Source organism: Dehalobacter sp. TBBPA1 (genome assembly GCF_040931655.1).
Taxonomy (GTDB): Bacteria; Bacillota; Desulfitobacteriia; order Desulfitobacteriales; family Syntrophobotulaceae; genus Dehalobacter; species Dehalobacter restrictus.
Window position 1 is genome coordinate 673,787 of sequence record NZ_CP162385.1, and the last position, 15,190, is coordinate 688,976.

The 15,190-nt window shown below is 44.2% G+C and carries 16 protein-coding genes; 15 read left to right on the forward strand and 1 reads right to left on the reverse strand.

Annotation, left to right across the window (positions count from 1 at the left end; all coding sequences use genetic code 11):
* From AB3489_RS03285 to AB3489_RS03295, 3 genes are all read left to right on the forward strand, one after another.
* Positions 1 to 837, forward strand: coding sequence for an NYN domain-containing protein (locus AB3489_RS03285; protein ID WP_368293930.1), 837 nt, complete (start codon positions 1 to 3; stop codon positions 835 to 837).
* Positions 838 to 899: 62 nt separating this feature from the next.
* Positions 900 to 1,985 (forward strand): hypothetical protein, encoded by a 1,086-nt coding sequence (locus tag AB3489_RS03290; protein ID WP_019225290.1) that lies wholly within the window; start codon positions 900 to 902, stop codon positions 1,983 to 1,985.
* 236 nt (positions 1,986 to 2,221) lie between these two features.
* Positions 2,222 to 2,443, forward strand: coding sequence for a hypothetical protein (locus AB3489_RS03295; RefSeq protein WP_025206043.1), 222 nt, complete (start codon positions 2,222 to 2,224; stop codon positions 2,441 to 2,443).
* 155 nt (positions 2,444 to 2,598) lie between these two features.
* On the opposite strand, the gene AB3489_RS03300 is transcribed toward AB3489_RS03295, so the two are convergent.
* Positions 2,599 to 2,796 carry a hypothetical protein gene (locus AB3489_RS03300; RefSeq protein ID WP_015043670.1) on the reverse strand — a complete coding sequence of 66 codons (198 nt, stop codon included), beginning with the start codon at positions 2,794 to 2,796 and terminating at the stop codon, positions 2,599 to 2,601.
* Positions 2,797 to 3,016: 220 nt separating this feature from the next.
* Between AB3489_RS03300 and AB3489_RS03305 the strand changes: the two genes are divergently transcribed.
* The 12 genes from AB3489_RS03305 to guaA all read left to right on the forward strand — a co-directional run bounded on the left by AB3489_RS03305 (position 3,017) and on the right by guaA (position 15,024).
* Positions 3,017 to 3,475 carry a MarR family winged helix-turn-helix transcriptional regulator gene (locus AB3489_RS03305; protein ID WP_368293931.1) on the forward strand — a complete coding sequence of 153 codons (459 nt, stop codon included), beginning with the start codon at positions 3,017 to 3,019 and terminating at the stop codon, positions 3,473 to 3,475.
* 36 nt (positions 3,476 to 3,511) lie between these two features.
* Positions 3,512 to 4,351 carry a DegV family protein gene (locus tag AB3489_RS03310; protein ID WP_019225293.1) on the forward strand — a complete coding sequence of 280 codons (840 nt, stop codon included), beginning with the start codon at positions 3,512 to 3,514 and terminating at the stop codon, positions 4,349 to 4,351.
* Between the two features lie 181 nt (positions 4,352 to 4,532).
* Entirely contained in the window at positions 4,533 to 4,823 is a 291-nt protein-coding gene (locus tag AB3489_RS03315; RefSeq protein ID WP_368293932.1) for an ArsR/SmtB family transcription factor, read from the forward strand.
* Between the two features lie 88 nt (positions 4,824 to 4,911).
* A complete protein-coding gene (locus tag AB3489_RS03320; protein WP_368293934.1) occupies positions 4,912 to 7,371 on the forward strand; it encodes a CoA-disulfide reductase in 2,460 nt (819 codons plus the stop codon).
* A gap of 201 nt (positions 7,372 to 7,572) precedes the next feature.
* A complete protein-coding gene (locus AB3489_RS03325) occupies positions 7,573 to 8,190 on the forward strand; it encodes a molybdenum cofactor guanylyltransferase (protein WP_368293935.1) in 618 nt (205 codons plus the stop codon).
* 18 nt (positions 8,191 to 8,208) lie between these two features.
* Positions 8,209 to 8,544 carry a P-II family nitrogen regulator gene (locus tag AB3489_RS03330; RefSeq protein WP_368293936.1) on the forward strand — a complete coding sequence of 112 codons (336 nt, stop codon included), beginning with the start codon at positions 8,209 to 8,211 and terminating at the stop codon, positions 8,542 to 8,544.
* 262 nt (positions 8,545 to 8,806) lie between these two features.
* The gene (gene groES, locus AB3489_RS03335; RefSeq protein ID WP_015043663.1) at positions 8,807 to 9,091 is read left to right on the forward strand and encodes a co-chaperone GroES; all 285 of its coding nucleotides are present in this window, start codon (positions 8,807 to 8,809) and stop codon (positions 9,089 to 9,091) included.
* Positions 9,092 to 9,164: 73 nt separating this feature from the next.
* Complete coding sequence (groL, locus tag AB3489_RS03340; protein ID WP_019225298.1) at positions 9,165 to 10,799, forward strand: chaperonin GroEL; 1,635 nt, start codon at positions 9,165 to 9,167, stop codon at positions 10,797 to 10,799.
* An 829-nt stretch (positions 10,800 to 11,628) separates the two neighbouring features.
* Entirely contained in the window at positions 11,629 to 11,943 is a 315-nt protein-coding gene (locus tag AB3489_RS03345) for a YmaF family protein (RefSeq protein WP_368293937.1), read from the forward strand.
* Between the two features lie 128 nt (positions 11,944 to 12,071).
* The gene (locus AB3489_RS03350) at positions 12,072 to 12,737 is read left to right on the forward strand and encodes a hypothetical protein (RefSeq protein WP_019225301.1); all 666 of its coding nucleotides are present in this window, start codon (positions 12,072 to 12,074) and stop codon (positions 12,735 to 12,737) included.
* Between the two features lie 127 nt (positions 12,738 to 12,864).
* A complete protein-coding gene (gene hpt / locus AB3489_RS03355) occupies positions 12,865 to 13,404 on the forward strand; it encodes a hypoxanthine phosphoribosyltransferase (protein ID WP_015043658.1) in 540 nt (179 codons plus the stop codon).
* Positions 13,405 to 13,491: 87 nt separating this feature from the next.
* Positions 13,492 to 15,024 (forward strand): glutamine-hydrolyzing GMP synthase, encoded by a 1,533-nt coding sequence (gene guaA, locus AB3489_RS03360; RefSeq protein ID WP_019225302.1) that lies wholly within the window; start codon positions 13,492 to 13,494, stop codon positions 15,022 to 15,024.
* Positions 15,025 to 15,190: the final 166 nt, after the last annotated feature.

A 15,190-nucleotide genomic window follows, 5' to 3' on the forward strand; every position in this document is an offset into this window, starting at 1 on the left:
TTGAAGGCAATAGCATTTGTTGATTACGAAAATATCTGGGAAGGCCTTCACGAATACGGCTACAGGCTGATGCCCGAGGAGTTTATTCAGCTCCTGGAGGACTATGCGGATCATATTGGAGTGGATCTAAAAGCCGTCTATTTGTATGCAAATTTTGACAAGGAAGAATTCTGGAGGACCCAAACTGCCTTTGAAAAGAAAAACATCTTCACGCGTCATGTCTATGGGAAAAATAACTATGTGAACACTGAAATCCGTGCAAATGCGGCGGATACGGAACTGATGCTGGAGGTTCAGGAAATTCTGGTGACCAGACCGAAATCCGCAGAACTATTTCTTTTATTTACAAGTGATGGCGATTTCCTGCCTATTATCCGAAGAATCCGTGCCTGGGGGAAAGAAGTCCGAATCATCGGTGTTAAAGACAAAATCAATCACTTGCTGATTCCTTACTGTGAAAGTCTGGATGTTTTCTTTAATCTTCTCAATAAGGATTCTGCCAAGTATATGCCGGTTGATGATTTTCCGACAGGAATCGAATTAATTGCTGAGATGCAGATGAGACTGCCCTATGTTGCTTCCACCAGGGCTCGGTCGTATTTAAGTACCAAGCTAGGAAGAACGGCCTCTGAAGTCAAAGATTTTATCCAGTACCTTTTGACGGAGAACTGCCTGATAGAAAAAGAATTCCGTGATCCAAACCTTGTCATCAAAAAGACCAAGATCTATTTGTTAAACCTGGTCAACCCATTGATCACAGAAATCCTGGGCAGTAATCTGACAGAACAGCTTGCAGCCCGTTATGCAAGATTGAGTTCAGAGATTGTTGAGAAGTAACGGAAGCCTGTCACCGATTGTCCTTTTTTCTCATAGGATATGGAAAAAAGGAAAGGTGTCCAATGAACGATCAGCTGCAAGAAATGTTGGCAATGCCCGGAGTCATAGGCTTTGGTAACGGGATTAAAGAAACCAATGGTCATCCGACGGGAACGGAAGCATTACTTGTTTTTGTCGAGAAAAAGATTCCCCGCTCGGAACTCAGGGACAATGAATGTGTACCAAATTTGATTAACAATATACTCACCGATGTCATCGAAATTGGGGAAATTTTTGCTCACAATGAAGCCAGTGGCAGGCGCGCAGCAGCACAAGGGTTCATTGTTTTCCTTCGAAACCTCGTGGGGAATCCCGCGAAAAATTTCCCCAAAACCCTGCACAAAAACCTGACCTCCAATTTTAATGCAAGAGCTACAACCAAAGAAAGAATAAATGCTGGTGACTTCCTGAGCCTCTGGAGATGGCTAATTAAAGAACGGGGAGGTTCTTCGGCGGTCAGCAGGACTTCTTTGATCAGACCTGCAGTCCCGGGTGTCAGTATTGGTCATTATCAGGGAAGAGCCGGAACCTTTGGAGCGTTAGTCTATGATCAAAAAAGCAGCCAGCCCCTGATCTTATCCAATAATCATGTCTTGGCGAACACATCGATGATGAGCAATGCCCGGGCCTCAATCAACGATCTAATTACTCAACCGGCAGGAATAGATGGTTCAAATGAGGCTATCGGTTATCTTGCAAGGTATGCGGCATTAAATGTTTACCCTAATCCGAATTGCGTGGACTGCGCTGTGGCCAAACCGGTAAGTGCCGCCGCTGTGAGTCCGGAAATATTGGAGATCGGTAAAGTTACGGGTGTGACTGAGGCCGCATCCGGCATGACGGTAAAAAAATCAGGGAGAACTACAGGACTAACGATTGGCAAAATCAGAGCAATTAATTCAACAGTAAAAGTCAATTATGGAGAAGGTAGAATTCTGTTATTTGAAAAACAGATCATTGCTTCCAAAATGTCTGAACCGGGCGACAGTGGATCCTTGGTTGTGGATCACAGAAACAGGGCTGTAGGTCTGCTATTTGCCGGCTCAAATCAAAGTACAATTATTAATCCGATTAATCAGGTTCTCGAAACACTTCAAGTAAAGTTCTAGCGCAGTTATTCAAACTCTGGTTTTGTACCTGACGTACATACCAGAGTTTTTTGACTGCCGCGAATGAACCGGCATTTATTGAATTGCTCGCAAATCCGGCGCTTTTTGAAATGGACTTTCTTTGGCATGGTTTGTGTATATTAAAAGAGGAGGGTTCCTGGCAAGGAATCCTCCGTAAGACCAGACGTTGCTGTTTGTGTTCCCTATTCCGAAACTGCGCTTATCTGAGGGCTAAAATGATCAATGCAATAAGCAAGATGACAAAGGCGATGATTAATACCGGAGAAAAGATAAAAAAGTTAATAATAAGGAATAAACTTGCTAAAACAACTCCGGCTATCAATCCCGGGATAAAACCAATAACAGGCGGTGGGGGGACTGGCGGAATCGGTGGAACAGGTGGATGTGGCGGAACAGGCGGAATAGGGGGCAAAGGTGGTCCAGGGGGGAAAGGGTAACGATTACAGCAACAGCCGCCCAACCGTTGATCAAAAAGCAATGACATTGAAATTCCTCCTCTTAAGATGAAGATAGGGCCCAGAGGGCTTTAATAAGATAAGAGGAACATGGGCTGCCCCAAAAATATTTGGACAGCCGCAAACTGCATATCCCTTTAGAAACTCAAACGGAAAATGACGACTCCGAGAAGCAGCAAGATCAGACCGGCCAGAATCGCGATTGGGTTAACGATTGAAGGCCAGGCAACTAAAAATAACCCCAGACCAGCGGCAGCAATTGCACCAATCAATCTGAGGACAGGGAAAGACTCTGACGAATCTACTTCCTGCGTACGGATAACCTGTTGAAGCATTGTATGGTCCCCTTTCTTCTTGTGTCACAGCATCGACTTGTCTTTTTATATTATTCGGCTTGTCTGAGGTATGTTCATAATCCAAGGGGTTTTATGGTATTTTTTAAAAATTATTTCTAAAAAATATATTTCGAATTGACAAAAACATTGGCCTGACATATAGTAAAACTAATTTAGTTTGAGCGTCAAAACAAAGAAGTATGATGGTAAGTGGTGCTTTATGAATAATCTTTATGGGACTTTAAATGAACTCCTGGTAAAACTATTCAACGACATTCTCCAAATCGAAGAACTGTCCCTTAAGGAGAATGAATTTAGCGACCTCTCTATTACAGAAATACATGTAATTGAAGCAATTGGCCTCACAAAGCGCAACATGTCTTCTGTAGCCAGAGACTTGGACATTACGATCGGGACTCTTACCTTTTCGGTTAACAACCTTGTGCAGAAAAGCTATGTGAACCGGATCAGAAGTGATGATGACCGACGGATTGTGCTAGTTTCTCTTACCGACAAAGGTGTACAGGCTTATAAGCATCACGCCGGGTTTCATGATGAAATGATCCAAACAACCATTTCCCGACTTTCGGATGAGGAAATGGAAGTACTTGTCTCGGCTCTCGAAAATATTAACGGGTATTTTAAGGTCAAGTACAATTTGAAAAAAAGAGAAAAATAACAGAGCAAGCTGCACAGACACGGGAGGTTGGAAAGAATGTCAGTTAGAATTATTACGGACAGTACAAGTGATCTCCCCGGCTATTTGATAGAGAAATATAACATTATTGTCGTGTCGTTGAAAGTCCTGTTTGGGGAAGAGGAATATAGAGACGGCGTTGATATTACCAATGAAGAGTTTTATGCCAAAATGGCAAGACATAAAGAACTACCGACGACAGCCCAGGTGAATCCGGGTGAGTTTGTCGAGGAATTTACCAAACATGTAGACCAAGGCGATGAAATCATCGGTATTTTTATTTCTTCCAAGCTGAGCGGAACGTATAATTCCGCTGTAATGGCCAGGGAGATCATAAATAAGGGCAGAATCTATGTAATCGACTCTAATAGCGCTACTTTCGGACTTGGACTATTGGTCGTTGAGGCAGCCGAGATGGCTGCTGCAGGTAAAAGTGCGGAGGATATTGTTCAAACAATTGAGATTCTGAAAGATCAGGTTCAATTCTATGGCGTTATTGACAATCTAGAGAATCTGAAAAAAGGCGGAAGACTATCAGCGACCAGTGCATTTGCCGGCAGTATCCTGGGTATTAAGCCAATTATTTCTATCAAAGACGGAGCGGTCATTGTCGTAGGAAAAGCCAGAGGAAGAAAGAAAGCCTTCTTTTGGATTCTGGAGAACCTAAAAAACAACCATGTGGATTTAAATAATAAGAGAATTTGTATTGCGCAGGCTGCAGCACCTGAGAGTCTGGAGGAATTTAGACAGATCATTCTCAAAGAATATGTGCCAAAAGAAATTGTGGTATTTTCGCTGGGCCCTGTGATTGGAACTCACGCTGGCGCAGGCTGCATAGGAATAAGCTGTTTCGGATAGGGAAGCAGACCCGTTTATGATGATTCGCCCCGCATCTTCAGTAGGAGGTGCGGTTTTTTAGCATCACAAAAATAGAATTTACGGATAGAGGAAAGAAAAGAATGAATAACGGTAATGATAGAATTGACAAATATATTTATATATCTTAATATTCAAATATAAGAATATGGAGGGGATTTGCTTGTTGACTTATAAGGATAATCCGGTTTATTTCGAAGAAAAGGCGGATATATTAAAAGTACTTTCCCACCCTGTCCGGCTTTGCATTGTCAAAGGCCTGATGGAAAATGGGGAAAACAATGTAATGAGCATGCAGAATTGTCTGAGTATTCCGCAGTCGACAATTTCTCAGCACCTATCTGCGTTGAGAAATAAGGGGATCATAAGGGGTAGACGCGAAGGACTCGAGGTTTTTTACTCGGTTCAGAATCCGCTAGTGAAAAAGCTGATCCATCTGATGTTTTTCGAATGATGCTAAATATTTGAATTTGAATATTAAGCCAATTAAACTAAAAAATAAATTATTGAAAATAATATAGGGTCGAGGAGGTCGTTATCTAATGCGTAAAAAAATTGTGATTGTCGGTGGGGTGGCTGGAGGAGCAACCACTGCTGCAAGATTAAGAAGACTCGATGAAAAATCGGAAATTGTTATATTCGAAAGAGGCGAACATATTTCTTTTGCGAATTGCGGACTGCCCTATTTTATTGGAGGCGTGATTAAAGGACGGGATAAACTTCTTGTCCAGACCGTTAAAGGAATGACAAACAGATTCAATCTGGACATCCGGACAAAATCAGAAGTAATCGCGATTAATCGGCAGGATAAAAAGATCCAGGTAAAAAACCTCGACACGGGTGTCGTCTATGAGGAAAGCTATGATATTCTAATTCTTTCGCCCGGAGCGAGTCCTATCGTTCCGGGGATTGAGGGCATCACCGGAAACCCGAGGGTATTCTCGCTTCGAACAATTCCCGATGCCGAAGCCATTGACAGTTATATTGATCAAAATCAGGCCAAAACAGCGGTCGTTGTAGGCGGCGGATTTATCGGCCTGGAAATGGCCGAAAACCTGAAAGAACGTAACCTTGATGTCTATCTGGTTGAAGCTACCGATCAGGTACAGCCCTCACTGGATTATGAAATAGCGAGTCTTCTGCACACCCATCTCCGCGAAAAAGGTGTCAGGATGATTCTTAAGGACAGTGTCGTGAAGCTTGAAGGATCAAAGGTCTATCTTCAGAGCAGCCAGGAGATTGAAGCAGATATGATTGTGATGGCTATCGGCGTTCGTCCGGAAAACATGCTCGCTGTTCAGGCCGGCCTGGAGACCGGCGAAAGAGGAGCTATCCGGGTCAATGGATATCTGCAGACCAGTGATGAAAACATCTATGCAATCGGTGATGCGATTGAAGTAAAAAACTATGTCACAGGACTTCCGACAAACATACCTCTGGCCTGGCCGGCAAACAGACAGGGCAGGCTTCTGGCCGACAATTTGTATGGCAACCGTAAGCCTTACCGGGGGACTCTAGGAACTTCTGTTGCCAAAGTATTTGATTTGACGGCCGCTTCCACGGGCATCAATGAAAAAACAGCAGCTAAAATGGGAATACCGTATAGGGTCATTCATATTCACCCGAATTCCCATGCCGGATACTATCCGGGTTCGACGGTGCTCGATATGAAGATGGTCTTTACTGAAGACGGCAAAATACTTGGTGCGCAGGCCGTCGGGCGCAAGGGTGCAGAAAAGAGAATTGATGTGATTGCAACGGCTATCAAAGGCAATTTAACGGTTTATGACCTTCAGGATCTGGAATTGGCCTATGCACCGCCTTATTCCTCAGGGAAAGACCCGGTCAATATGATTGGGTATGCCGCGGCCAATTTGCTGGATCATATGGTCAAGACTGTTCAATACCATGAAATCGACGATATTGTCGCTGCTGGAAACATTTTGGTTGACGTCAGGCAACCTGAAGAAGTAGAACTGGGCAAGATCAACGGGTCAATCAATATCCCGCTTCCGGAGCTCAGAAAGAGGCTTGGGGAGTTGCCCAAAGATAAGCCGGTTTACCTGACGTGCCAGATTGGCCTTAGGGGATATATTGCGGCTAGGATCCTTCAACAGCATGGTTATGACCCGATCAACCTTGACGGAGGTTTCCGGACGTATACCAGTGTTTACTGGGCGGTTGAAAAGAAGGATAAAGGAGCGGTAAAAGTTGATGATACCGGAAAAGCTTTTACCGAATCCCCGGAGGCCAAAATCGCAGCGGATAAAGTGATCGACTGTTGTGGTCTACAGTGTCCTGGACCGATCAAACAGGTATTTGAAAATATGAAACTCCTAGAAGGAGGCCAGGTCCTGGAAATCTTGGTTACGGATCCCGGCTTTGCGAGGGATATTGAGGCCTGGTGCAGCAAGACCGGCAATACGCTGCTTAAAACAGAATTAAACGGGGATTATCTGAAAGCCTATCTGCGCAAAGGAAGCGTGAAGCCCGCCGACCAGCCGCAGGTAAACGTTGTGGTGGAGGAAAAACCCAAGGGCGCGACGCTGATTGTATTCGAGCAGAATATGGATAAAGCCTTGGCCTCATTTATCATTGCAACCGGTGCGGCATCCATGGGTAAAGAAGTGACGATGTTTTTCACATTTTGGGGGCTGAATATTCTTAAGAAACATGACGCGCCTAAGGTAAGCAAGGATTCCCTGGAGAAAGCCTTTGGCATCATGATGCCCCGCGGACCAAGAAAACTGCCTATCTCCAATATGAATATGGGTGGTATGGGTGCGAGAATGATCAAGTATGTCATGAAAAAGAAAAATGTTGATAGTTTAGAAGAACTGCTGCACAATGCGATGAAAATGGGTATTAAGATCGTAGCCTGCTCCATGTCGATGGATGTGATGGGCATCAAGAAGGAAGAACTGATCGATGGCGTAGAAATCGGCGGTGTTGCCACAATGCTTGCCAAGTCTGAGGAATCAAACTTGAATCTATTTTTCTAAGACATAAAATAGTTAATTTTTAAGATCTTTGAGCTTTATTGAGGAAAATAATTTATGTAATTTCCACTGAAAATATGGTAGATTATTAAGTACAGACTTAGTACCTGATATACCATTATAATTATTTTAGGGTTTACAAGTATTAGAAGGTATTTCGCAGGGAACGTCTAAATAGTAACGTCTGAATATGTTTGAAGGTAGATGGGCGTGGAAAAGAAAAAGCTGGAGATCACAGGAGTGCTATTTGCCGGAGGAGAAAGCAAAAGAATGGGCCAGAACAAGGCATTCCTTGAGATAGGCGGAAAACCGCTTCTGGAAAGAAATCTGGAAGTGCTGGACAGTATCTGTAGTGAAGTCCTTATCAGCTGCAGGGAGCCTGAACAATATTCTGGATACGGTTATCAGGCGGTTGCCGACCAAATCAAAGGTAAAGGGCCGATGGGCGGGCTGTATTCCGTCCTTCCGGTGGCTAAGTATGACTATGTCTTCGTGGCTGCCTGTGATATGCCGTTCTTAAACAGTGAAGCCATTGCCTATATTTATGAACGGATTGAGGATTATAAGTTGGTTCTCCCGTATGTTCGGGACAGACTACATCCGCTGCACGCCTTTTACCACAAAAAAGTGCTTAAAGTTGTCGAGAAACGGATTAAAGAGGACAAACTGCGTCTATTTGATATTGCTGATGAATGCAGGCATAAGATCGTGGATATTTCTGAGGAGATGGAAGGCAGCATGCTGAAGGAAATGATCGAGGAAAGTTTCCTGAATGTCAATACGCCTCAGGAGTGGGAACTCATTTTACAAAAAATCCAATAATGCTTTGGGGAGGTTGGAATGAAAAAGATTGAGGCAGTAATTCGCAGCAATAAACTTGACCAAGTGGAAAAGGCGCTCAGTAATTTGGGAATCAGCGGGATTACCGTATCTCAGGTACTTGGCTGGGGAAGGCAGAAAGGGAATATCACCGAGGTTTACCGCGGAACGGAAGTATCCGTCCGGCTGCTGCCCAAAGTCAAACTCGAAATCATTGTCAATGATTCGGAAAGTGAAAGCGTTCAGGAAACCATCAGGGAGAATGCCCTAACCGGTAAATTTGGCGACGGCGTCATCTGGGTGACCGCTGTTGAGGACTTCCGCCGGATCCGTACCGGAGAAAATTTTTTTGATTAAAATCTGCTAACAGTAATGAATAAATAAGGAAAATTACGGTTATTCTATATAACGTATTTATTAAGCGTTATAGCAATTTAAAGATTGATGAAGAAAATAAGTGATAATCAATTCTAATCGTCCGTAGTTATGCGTGGATGGGGTTGCAATACTACCAGACGTTGCATATTATTATACCTAGGTATTAGCACTCATCTTGATTGAGTGCTAACAATAAAGCGAAATATAAAAATATAAAGGTTTCAAGGAGGGAAATTATTTTATGAAACTCAAACCGTTGGCTGACAGGGTAATTATTAAAGCGGTCCCGTCTGAGGAAAGAACTAAGAGCGGGATCATTATGCCCGACACCGCAAAAGAAAAGCCTCAGGAAGGCGAAGTGATTGCCGTAGGTCCTGGAAAAGTTGAAAAAGGGGAAAGAATCCCAATGGAAGTTAACGTCGGCGACCGCGTGATTTATTCTAAATATGCCGGCACAGAAGTTAAATATGACGGAAACGAATATTTGATTTTAAGAGAAGCCGATATTCAGGCAGTCATTGGTTAAGTAACAGCCCAGTATTACTTATCAGATAACATTCCAAAGTATTTTTTGATAGAATTAAAGGAGGAACATTTAGGTGGCTAAACAAATCATTTTTAACGAAGATGCCCGCCATGCCATGGAGCGTGGTGTCAATAAGCTTGCGGAAGCTGTCCGCGTTACATTGGGACCCAAAGGCCGCAATGTTGTTTTGGATAAAAAATTTGGTTCCCCGCTAATCACCAATGATGGTGTGACGATCGCCAGAGATATTGATCTGGAAGACCCGTTTGAAAATATGGGAGCACAGCTTGTAAAAGAAGTTGCTACCAAGACAAACGATGTAGCCGGTGACGGCACGACCACAGCGACCGTTCTGGCTCAGGCCATTATTCGTGAAGGTCTGAAGAACGTTGCTGCCGGCGCTAATCCGATGGAAATCAAACGCGGTATTGAAAAAGCTGTAGAAGCGATTGTTGCTGACGTTAAAGCAAATGCCAAGACTGTAGAAAGCAAAGAAGCCATAGCTCAGGTTGCTTCGATTTCCGCTTCTGATACAACGATCGGCAGTCTGATTGCCGAGGCTATGGAAAAGGTCGGCAAAGACGGTGTTATCACTGTTGAAGAAGCCAAAGGCATGACCACTGAACTGGAAGTTGTTGAAGGAATGCAGTTTGACCGTGGGTATGTTTCCGCCTATATGATCACCGATACCGATAAAATGGAAGCTATCTTAAACGATCCGTTCATTCTGATCACCGACAAGAAGATCAGTGCAATTGCAGATATCCTTCCTGTTCTGGAAAAAGTAGTCCAGGCTGGCAGACCGCTCCTGATCATCGCTGAAGATCTGGAAGGCGAAGCTATGGCTACCCTGATTGTCAATAAACTCCGCGGAACCTTTACGGCCGTAGGCGTTAAGGCTCCCGGTTTTGGAGACCGCCGCAAAGCGATGCTCGAAGACATTGCTGTTCTGACCGGCGGACAGGTCATCACTGAAGACCTCGGCCTCAAACTGGAAAATACTTCGCTGGATATGCTCGGACGCTGCCGACAGGTCAAAATAACCAAGGAAGAAACAACCATCGTTGATGGCAACGGCGACCAACAGGCTATCAGTGCCCGTGTTGAATCCATCAAGAAAATGATTGAAGAAACAACCTCCGACTATGACAAAGAAAAACTCCAGGAACGTCTGGCTAAACTGGCCGGCGGCGTTGCCGTCATCCAGGTTGGAGCAGCTACCGAAACTGAAATGAAAGAAAAGAAACTGCGCATTGAGGACGCTCTGGCAGCTACTCGCGCCGCAGTCGAAGAAGGCATTGTTGCCGGTGGCGGCACAACTTATCTTGATGCAATTGCTGCACTTGATAACGTTGACGTATCCGGCGATCAGAAAACCGGAGTGGCTATTATCCGTAAAGCACTGGAAGAGCCTGTCAGACAGATTGCTAATAATGCTGGTCTCGAAGGTTCCGTCGTTGTGGAAAAAGTCCGCAACAGCTCTAGAGGCGTAGGCTTCAACGCGATGACTGAAGTTTATGAGGATATGATTGCAGCCGGTATCGTTGACCCGGCGAAAGTAACCCGTTCGGCTCTGCAGCACGCAGCTTCGATCTCCGCTATGCTCTTAACCACAGAGTGCCTCGTTTGCGACCTGCCTGAGAAAGAAAATCCAGCAGCTGCCATGGGCGGCATGGGTGGCATGGGCGGAATGGGCGGCATGATGTAGGAAAAGACCAAACCCATTGATATATCATGCGCTGATAAAAAATATCCCCTACGGGGTAGCGTGAAGGTGATAAAAATAATCTCCTGGTATAGGGGTTATAATAAATCCTTCGGTTAGAGGTTTCTCATTAGTTTGCTGAACTTTTGGGAAGCCTCTTTCTTTTTTTTGTCTTATCATAAATGGTTAATCAATCTCATAAAATAAAATTGTGAACAAAAAATCTATAAGGAATTTCCCTTATAGATGGGCAAAGCAACCATATTGCTTGGTGTAAAAAGTAGTTCAATTTGTAGGCGGCTACTTTTTACACATAAGGCTAGATCTAGGCAAGTTTTTAATTAAATACATAGTTTAATTATTTGGATAATCAAAGCGATCAGGCTTACAAGAAGGGAACAGGAACCAAAAATGATCATCATTGTCTGATAGAGTTTTGTCATAGTCCAATTCCTCCTCTCAAGAAGAATTGGTTGCTTTACCTTTAGAAATTTATTATTCTAAATATATTTGTAGTAGTATATATGCTAGTTATACAAGTTTAGACTTAAAATGTTTGTCTTAAGAATTAAGTAGACTGTCCGAGATGGATGGTCTTTTTAGAGAGTTCGGTGAACGTCTTTGGGCATCTCCGTTGTTTTCGGGGACAGGTTAGGAATGGCCAAATATCTTTCCTCGCAAAAAAACTTTGCAGAGGAACTTGGCCTACTAATTTAGTCATATAAAAAGCGGGCTGGCACCTTAAATACTTATTTGGTTAAAGATGGAAGAATAGAATATGCTCAAAAAATATCCTCTGAAAATATTTTATAGAAAGAGGAGGTTATCTTTTATGGTGCAAACTGCGAAAAGCCCGCCAAACCATAATCATGGAAGTTCAACGCATACATCCTGCGATTACGGGCATTCTCATCAATGCTTGGATATTTCGGGAATAGCTATTTCAACCGGTGATAGTCATGTTCATCATTCAGAAAATTTCGTTTTGTATGAGCATGGACATACGCATTACTACAAAGCTGTTTCGAGCCCTTCAATTCCGCTGAAGAATGGATGGCATGCGCATAATTGGGATTTCTACACGACCGTAGACAACGGCCACCGACATCGAATTTCCGGTGTGGATATGGCGGCTCCCGGCATTTGATCCATTGATTTCGGATTTGCCAATAGGCAATCGTATAATCGATAATTCAGCCCAAACAGGAATTACCAGTAATACCTTGATTTAGCCGGTCATAATATTAAGTAAGAACTCCGCCAGGAGGGCAAGGCATGAAAAAGAAAATCATTGTTGGTTCCATCATCATTTTTTTGTTCGTCATTGGAGGAATGATTACCATAATGCGTCAGCCCGATCCGCAGCAGCTGGTTATCTTGGGCCTGGAAAACCTGAACAAAGCCAATTCATTTTCTTATGCTTTAACGCAGCAGCAGACAGTGGATGGCAAAGCGCGGTTACTGACGAGGATTACCGGCTATAAGAGCGGTGAAAACATTCAGATTCAGGGTCAGCTGGCGGGAAGCAAAGTTGAGATGATTAAGGTGGGTGATGTTCTCTACAACAAGGACCCTTTCAGCAAAGCGTGGGTAAAATTCAGCGATGTATCAGTTGCCCAAAAAGTCTTTCTGGTGGAGCTTAACCCTTTGGCCAGTCTGCAGTTGAAAGAGATCGGTGAGGTGATGCTTAAAGGAGAGAAAGAACTAAACAGCAAGAAATGCTGGGTATGCACGCTAAAACCAAGTGTACAGAATCAGATGATGGAAACTCTATGGACCGGTTTTGAGTACACGCTCTATATCACCAGAAGCACCAAAACTGTAACGCAGGTTGAAGTGAGAGCGCAAAACAAAGAAACCGGAGAACCGATGACCCTGATCCTGGAATTTAAGGATATCGGAAGAAAGATTTCAATCCAGCCGCCTGAAACGGCAGAGTAAATGTCTGGCTTCATAAAAGAAGGTACTGCAAAAACGCTGTTCGAATGCAGTTTTTGCAGTATCTTCTTTTTTATCCTGTTCAACTTGTGATATAATTCAGTGGTAATAGCTTAATGGAGTGGTAGGAATGGAAAGAAAGATTGCGAAGGTGCTGATAACCGAGGAACAGCTAAAAAAAAGGGTGGCCGAACTGGGTGAACAGATTACCAACGAATATTTTGGCAAGGATCTTCTGACCATTGGTATTTTTAAAGGGGCTGTGCCTTTTTTTGCAGATTTGATCCGGCAAATCAGAATTCCGTTGAGATATGATTTCATGGCCGTTTCAAGCTATGGGAGCTCCAACCGTTCTTCAGGAGCCGTCAGACTACTGAAGGATCTGGAAACCAGTGTCGAAGACAAACACGTGCTGATTGTTGAGGATATTGTTGATACAGGGCTTACGCTGAAATACTTGAAGGAAAACCTTCTCAGGAGACAACCCTTAAGCCTAAAGATTGTCACGCTTCTGGACAAGCCGGAGCGGAGACAGGTCGATATTCAGCCTGATTACAATGGCTTTGTGATACCAAATGAGTTTGCAGTCGGCTATGGGCTTGATTATGACGAAATGTACAGGAACCTCACGTATATTGGCGTTTTGAAGCCCGAGGTTTATGAGAAATAAAATCAAAAGAGATTACTCCATTTTACTGCCAGTTAAGAAAAATCATATCATAAGTCTCAGTACTGAAATGTTGAAAGGATGATGCAAGTGGAACGTGAACTGGTGTTGGTTCTTGACTTTGGTGGACAGTATAATCAGCTGATTGCGCGCCGGGTCAGAGAAGCAAAAGTATATTCAGAGATGATTTCATATAAGACCCCTGTAGAGAAGATTAAAGCTATGGCCCCGAAAGGAATCATTTTCTCGGGAGGTCCCGCTAGTGTCAATCAGGAGGGCGCGCCTTTCATTGACCCGGCAATCTATGAACTGGGGGTACCGATCCTCGGAATCTGTTATGGTATGCAGCTGATGACCGTACAGCTAGGCGGACGTGTGGAGAGACCGCAAGCCCATGAATATGGGAAAACAGAGATCACGATTGAATATAATGAAGGGGTCTGGCACGGACTCAAAGGTGCTCGTCAGTGTTGGATGAGTCATGGGGACTCAGTGCTGGAACTGCCTGCCGGTTTCATCCGGGCTGCCTTTACTGCCAATACACCGGTTGCGGGAATCTACTGTCCGGAAAAGAACTTTTACGGCGTCCAATTTCATCCCGAAGTCAAACATACCCCGGAAGGACAGGCAATGCTTGAGAACTTTCTATACAGGGTATGCAGCTGCCAGGGCAACTGGACCATGGAATCCTTTATTGAATCCCAGGTACAGGAGATCAGGAAGAGAGTCGGAGATAAAAAGGTCTTATGCGCGTTAAGCGGCGGGGTCGATTCTTCTGTCGCCGCAGTGCTTGTTCATAGAGCGATCGGGGATCAGCTAACCTGTATTTATGTCGATCATGGATTTATGCGCAAGAATGAATCGGAGCAGGTCAAGGATACGTTTATTGGAAAGTTTCACCTGAATCTGGATTTCGTCGATGCTTCGGAACGTTTTATGGCTAAGGTGAAAGGAATTTCCGAACCGGAAGAAAAACGCAAACGGATTGGCAATGAATTTATCAGGCTGTTCGAAGATGAAGCCCGTAAGTTAGGCCAGATTGATTTTCTGGTACAGGGTACGCTTTATCCGGATATTGTAGAAAGCGGCACCGAAACGGCTGAAACCATTAAAACGCACCACAATGTTGGCGGGCTGCCTGAAGATATGCAGTTCGAACTGATCGAACCTTTACGGATGCTTTTTAAGGATGAAGTCCGGGAAGTCGGACTGGAACTTGGCTTGCCGGAAGAGATTGTCTGGCGCCAGCCATTCCCAGGCCCGGGGCTTGCAATCCGTATCATCGGCGAAATCACGCCGGAAAAGCTGGATCATTTAAGAGAAGCGGATGCAATTGTCAGGGAAGAGATTATTAAAGCCGGACTCCACATGGAGGTATGGCAATACTTTGCGGTGTTGCCCTCTATCCGCAGTGTCGGCGTGATGGGAGATGGACGCACGTACGGTTATCCCATCGTCTTAAGGGCGGTCACGAGTGACGATGCGATGACGGCCGACTGGGCAAAGCTGCCGTACGAACTGCTCGAAGTCATCTCGAACAGGATCGTCAATGAAGTCCACGGTGTGAACCGCGTGGTTTATGACATTACCTCTAAACCCCCCGGAACGATTGAGTGGGAATAAACGGAAAGCCTATAGGCGATATCAGTAAGCCATGGTATATTAATATTGAAGCCACCAACTCTAACCGCTAACAAGGTCGGTTTTATGGGTATATCAGAAAGTATAATTACTTTCTGGTATATCTAAGTGCAACTAAGCAGCAGCCAAAGACTTGGCACCAGCCAAG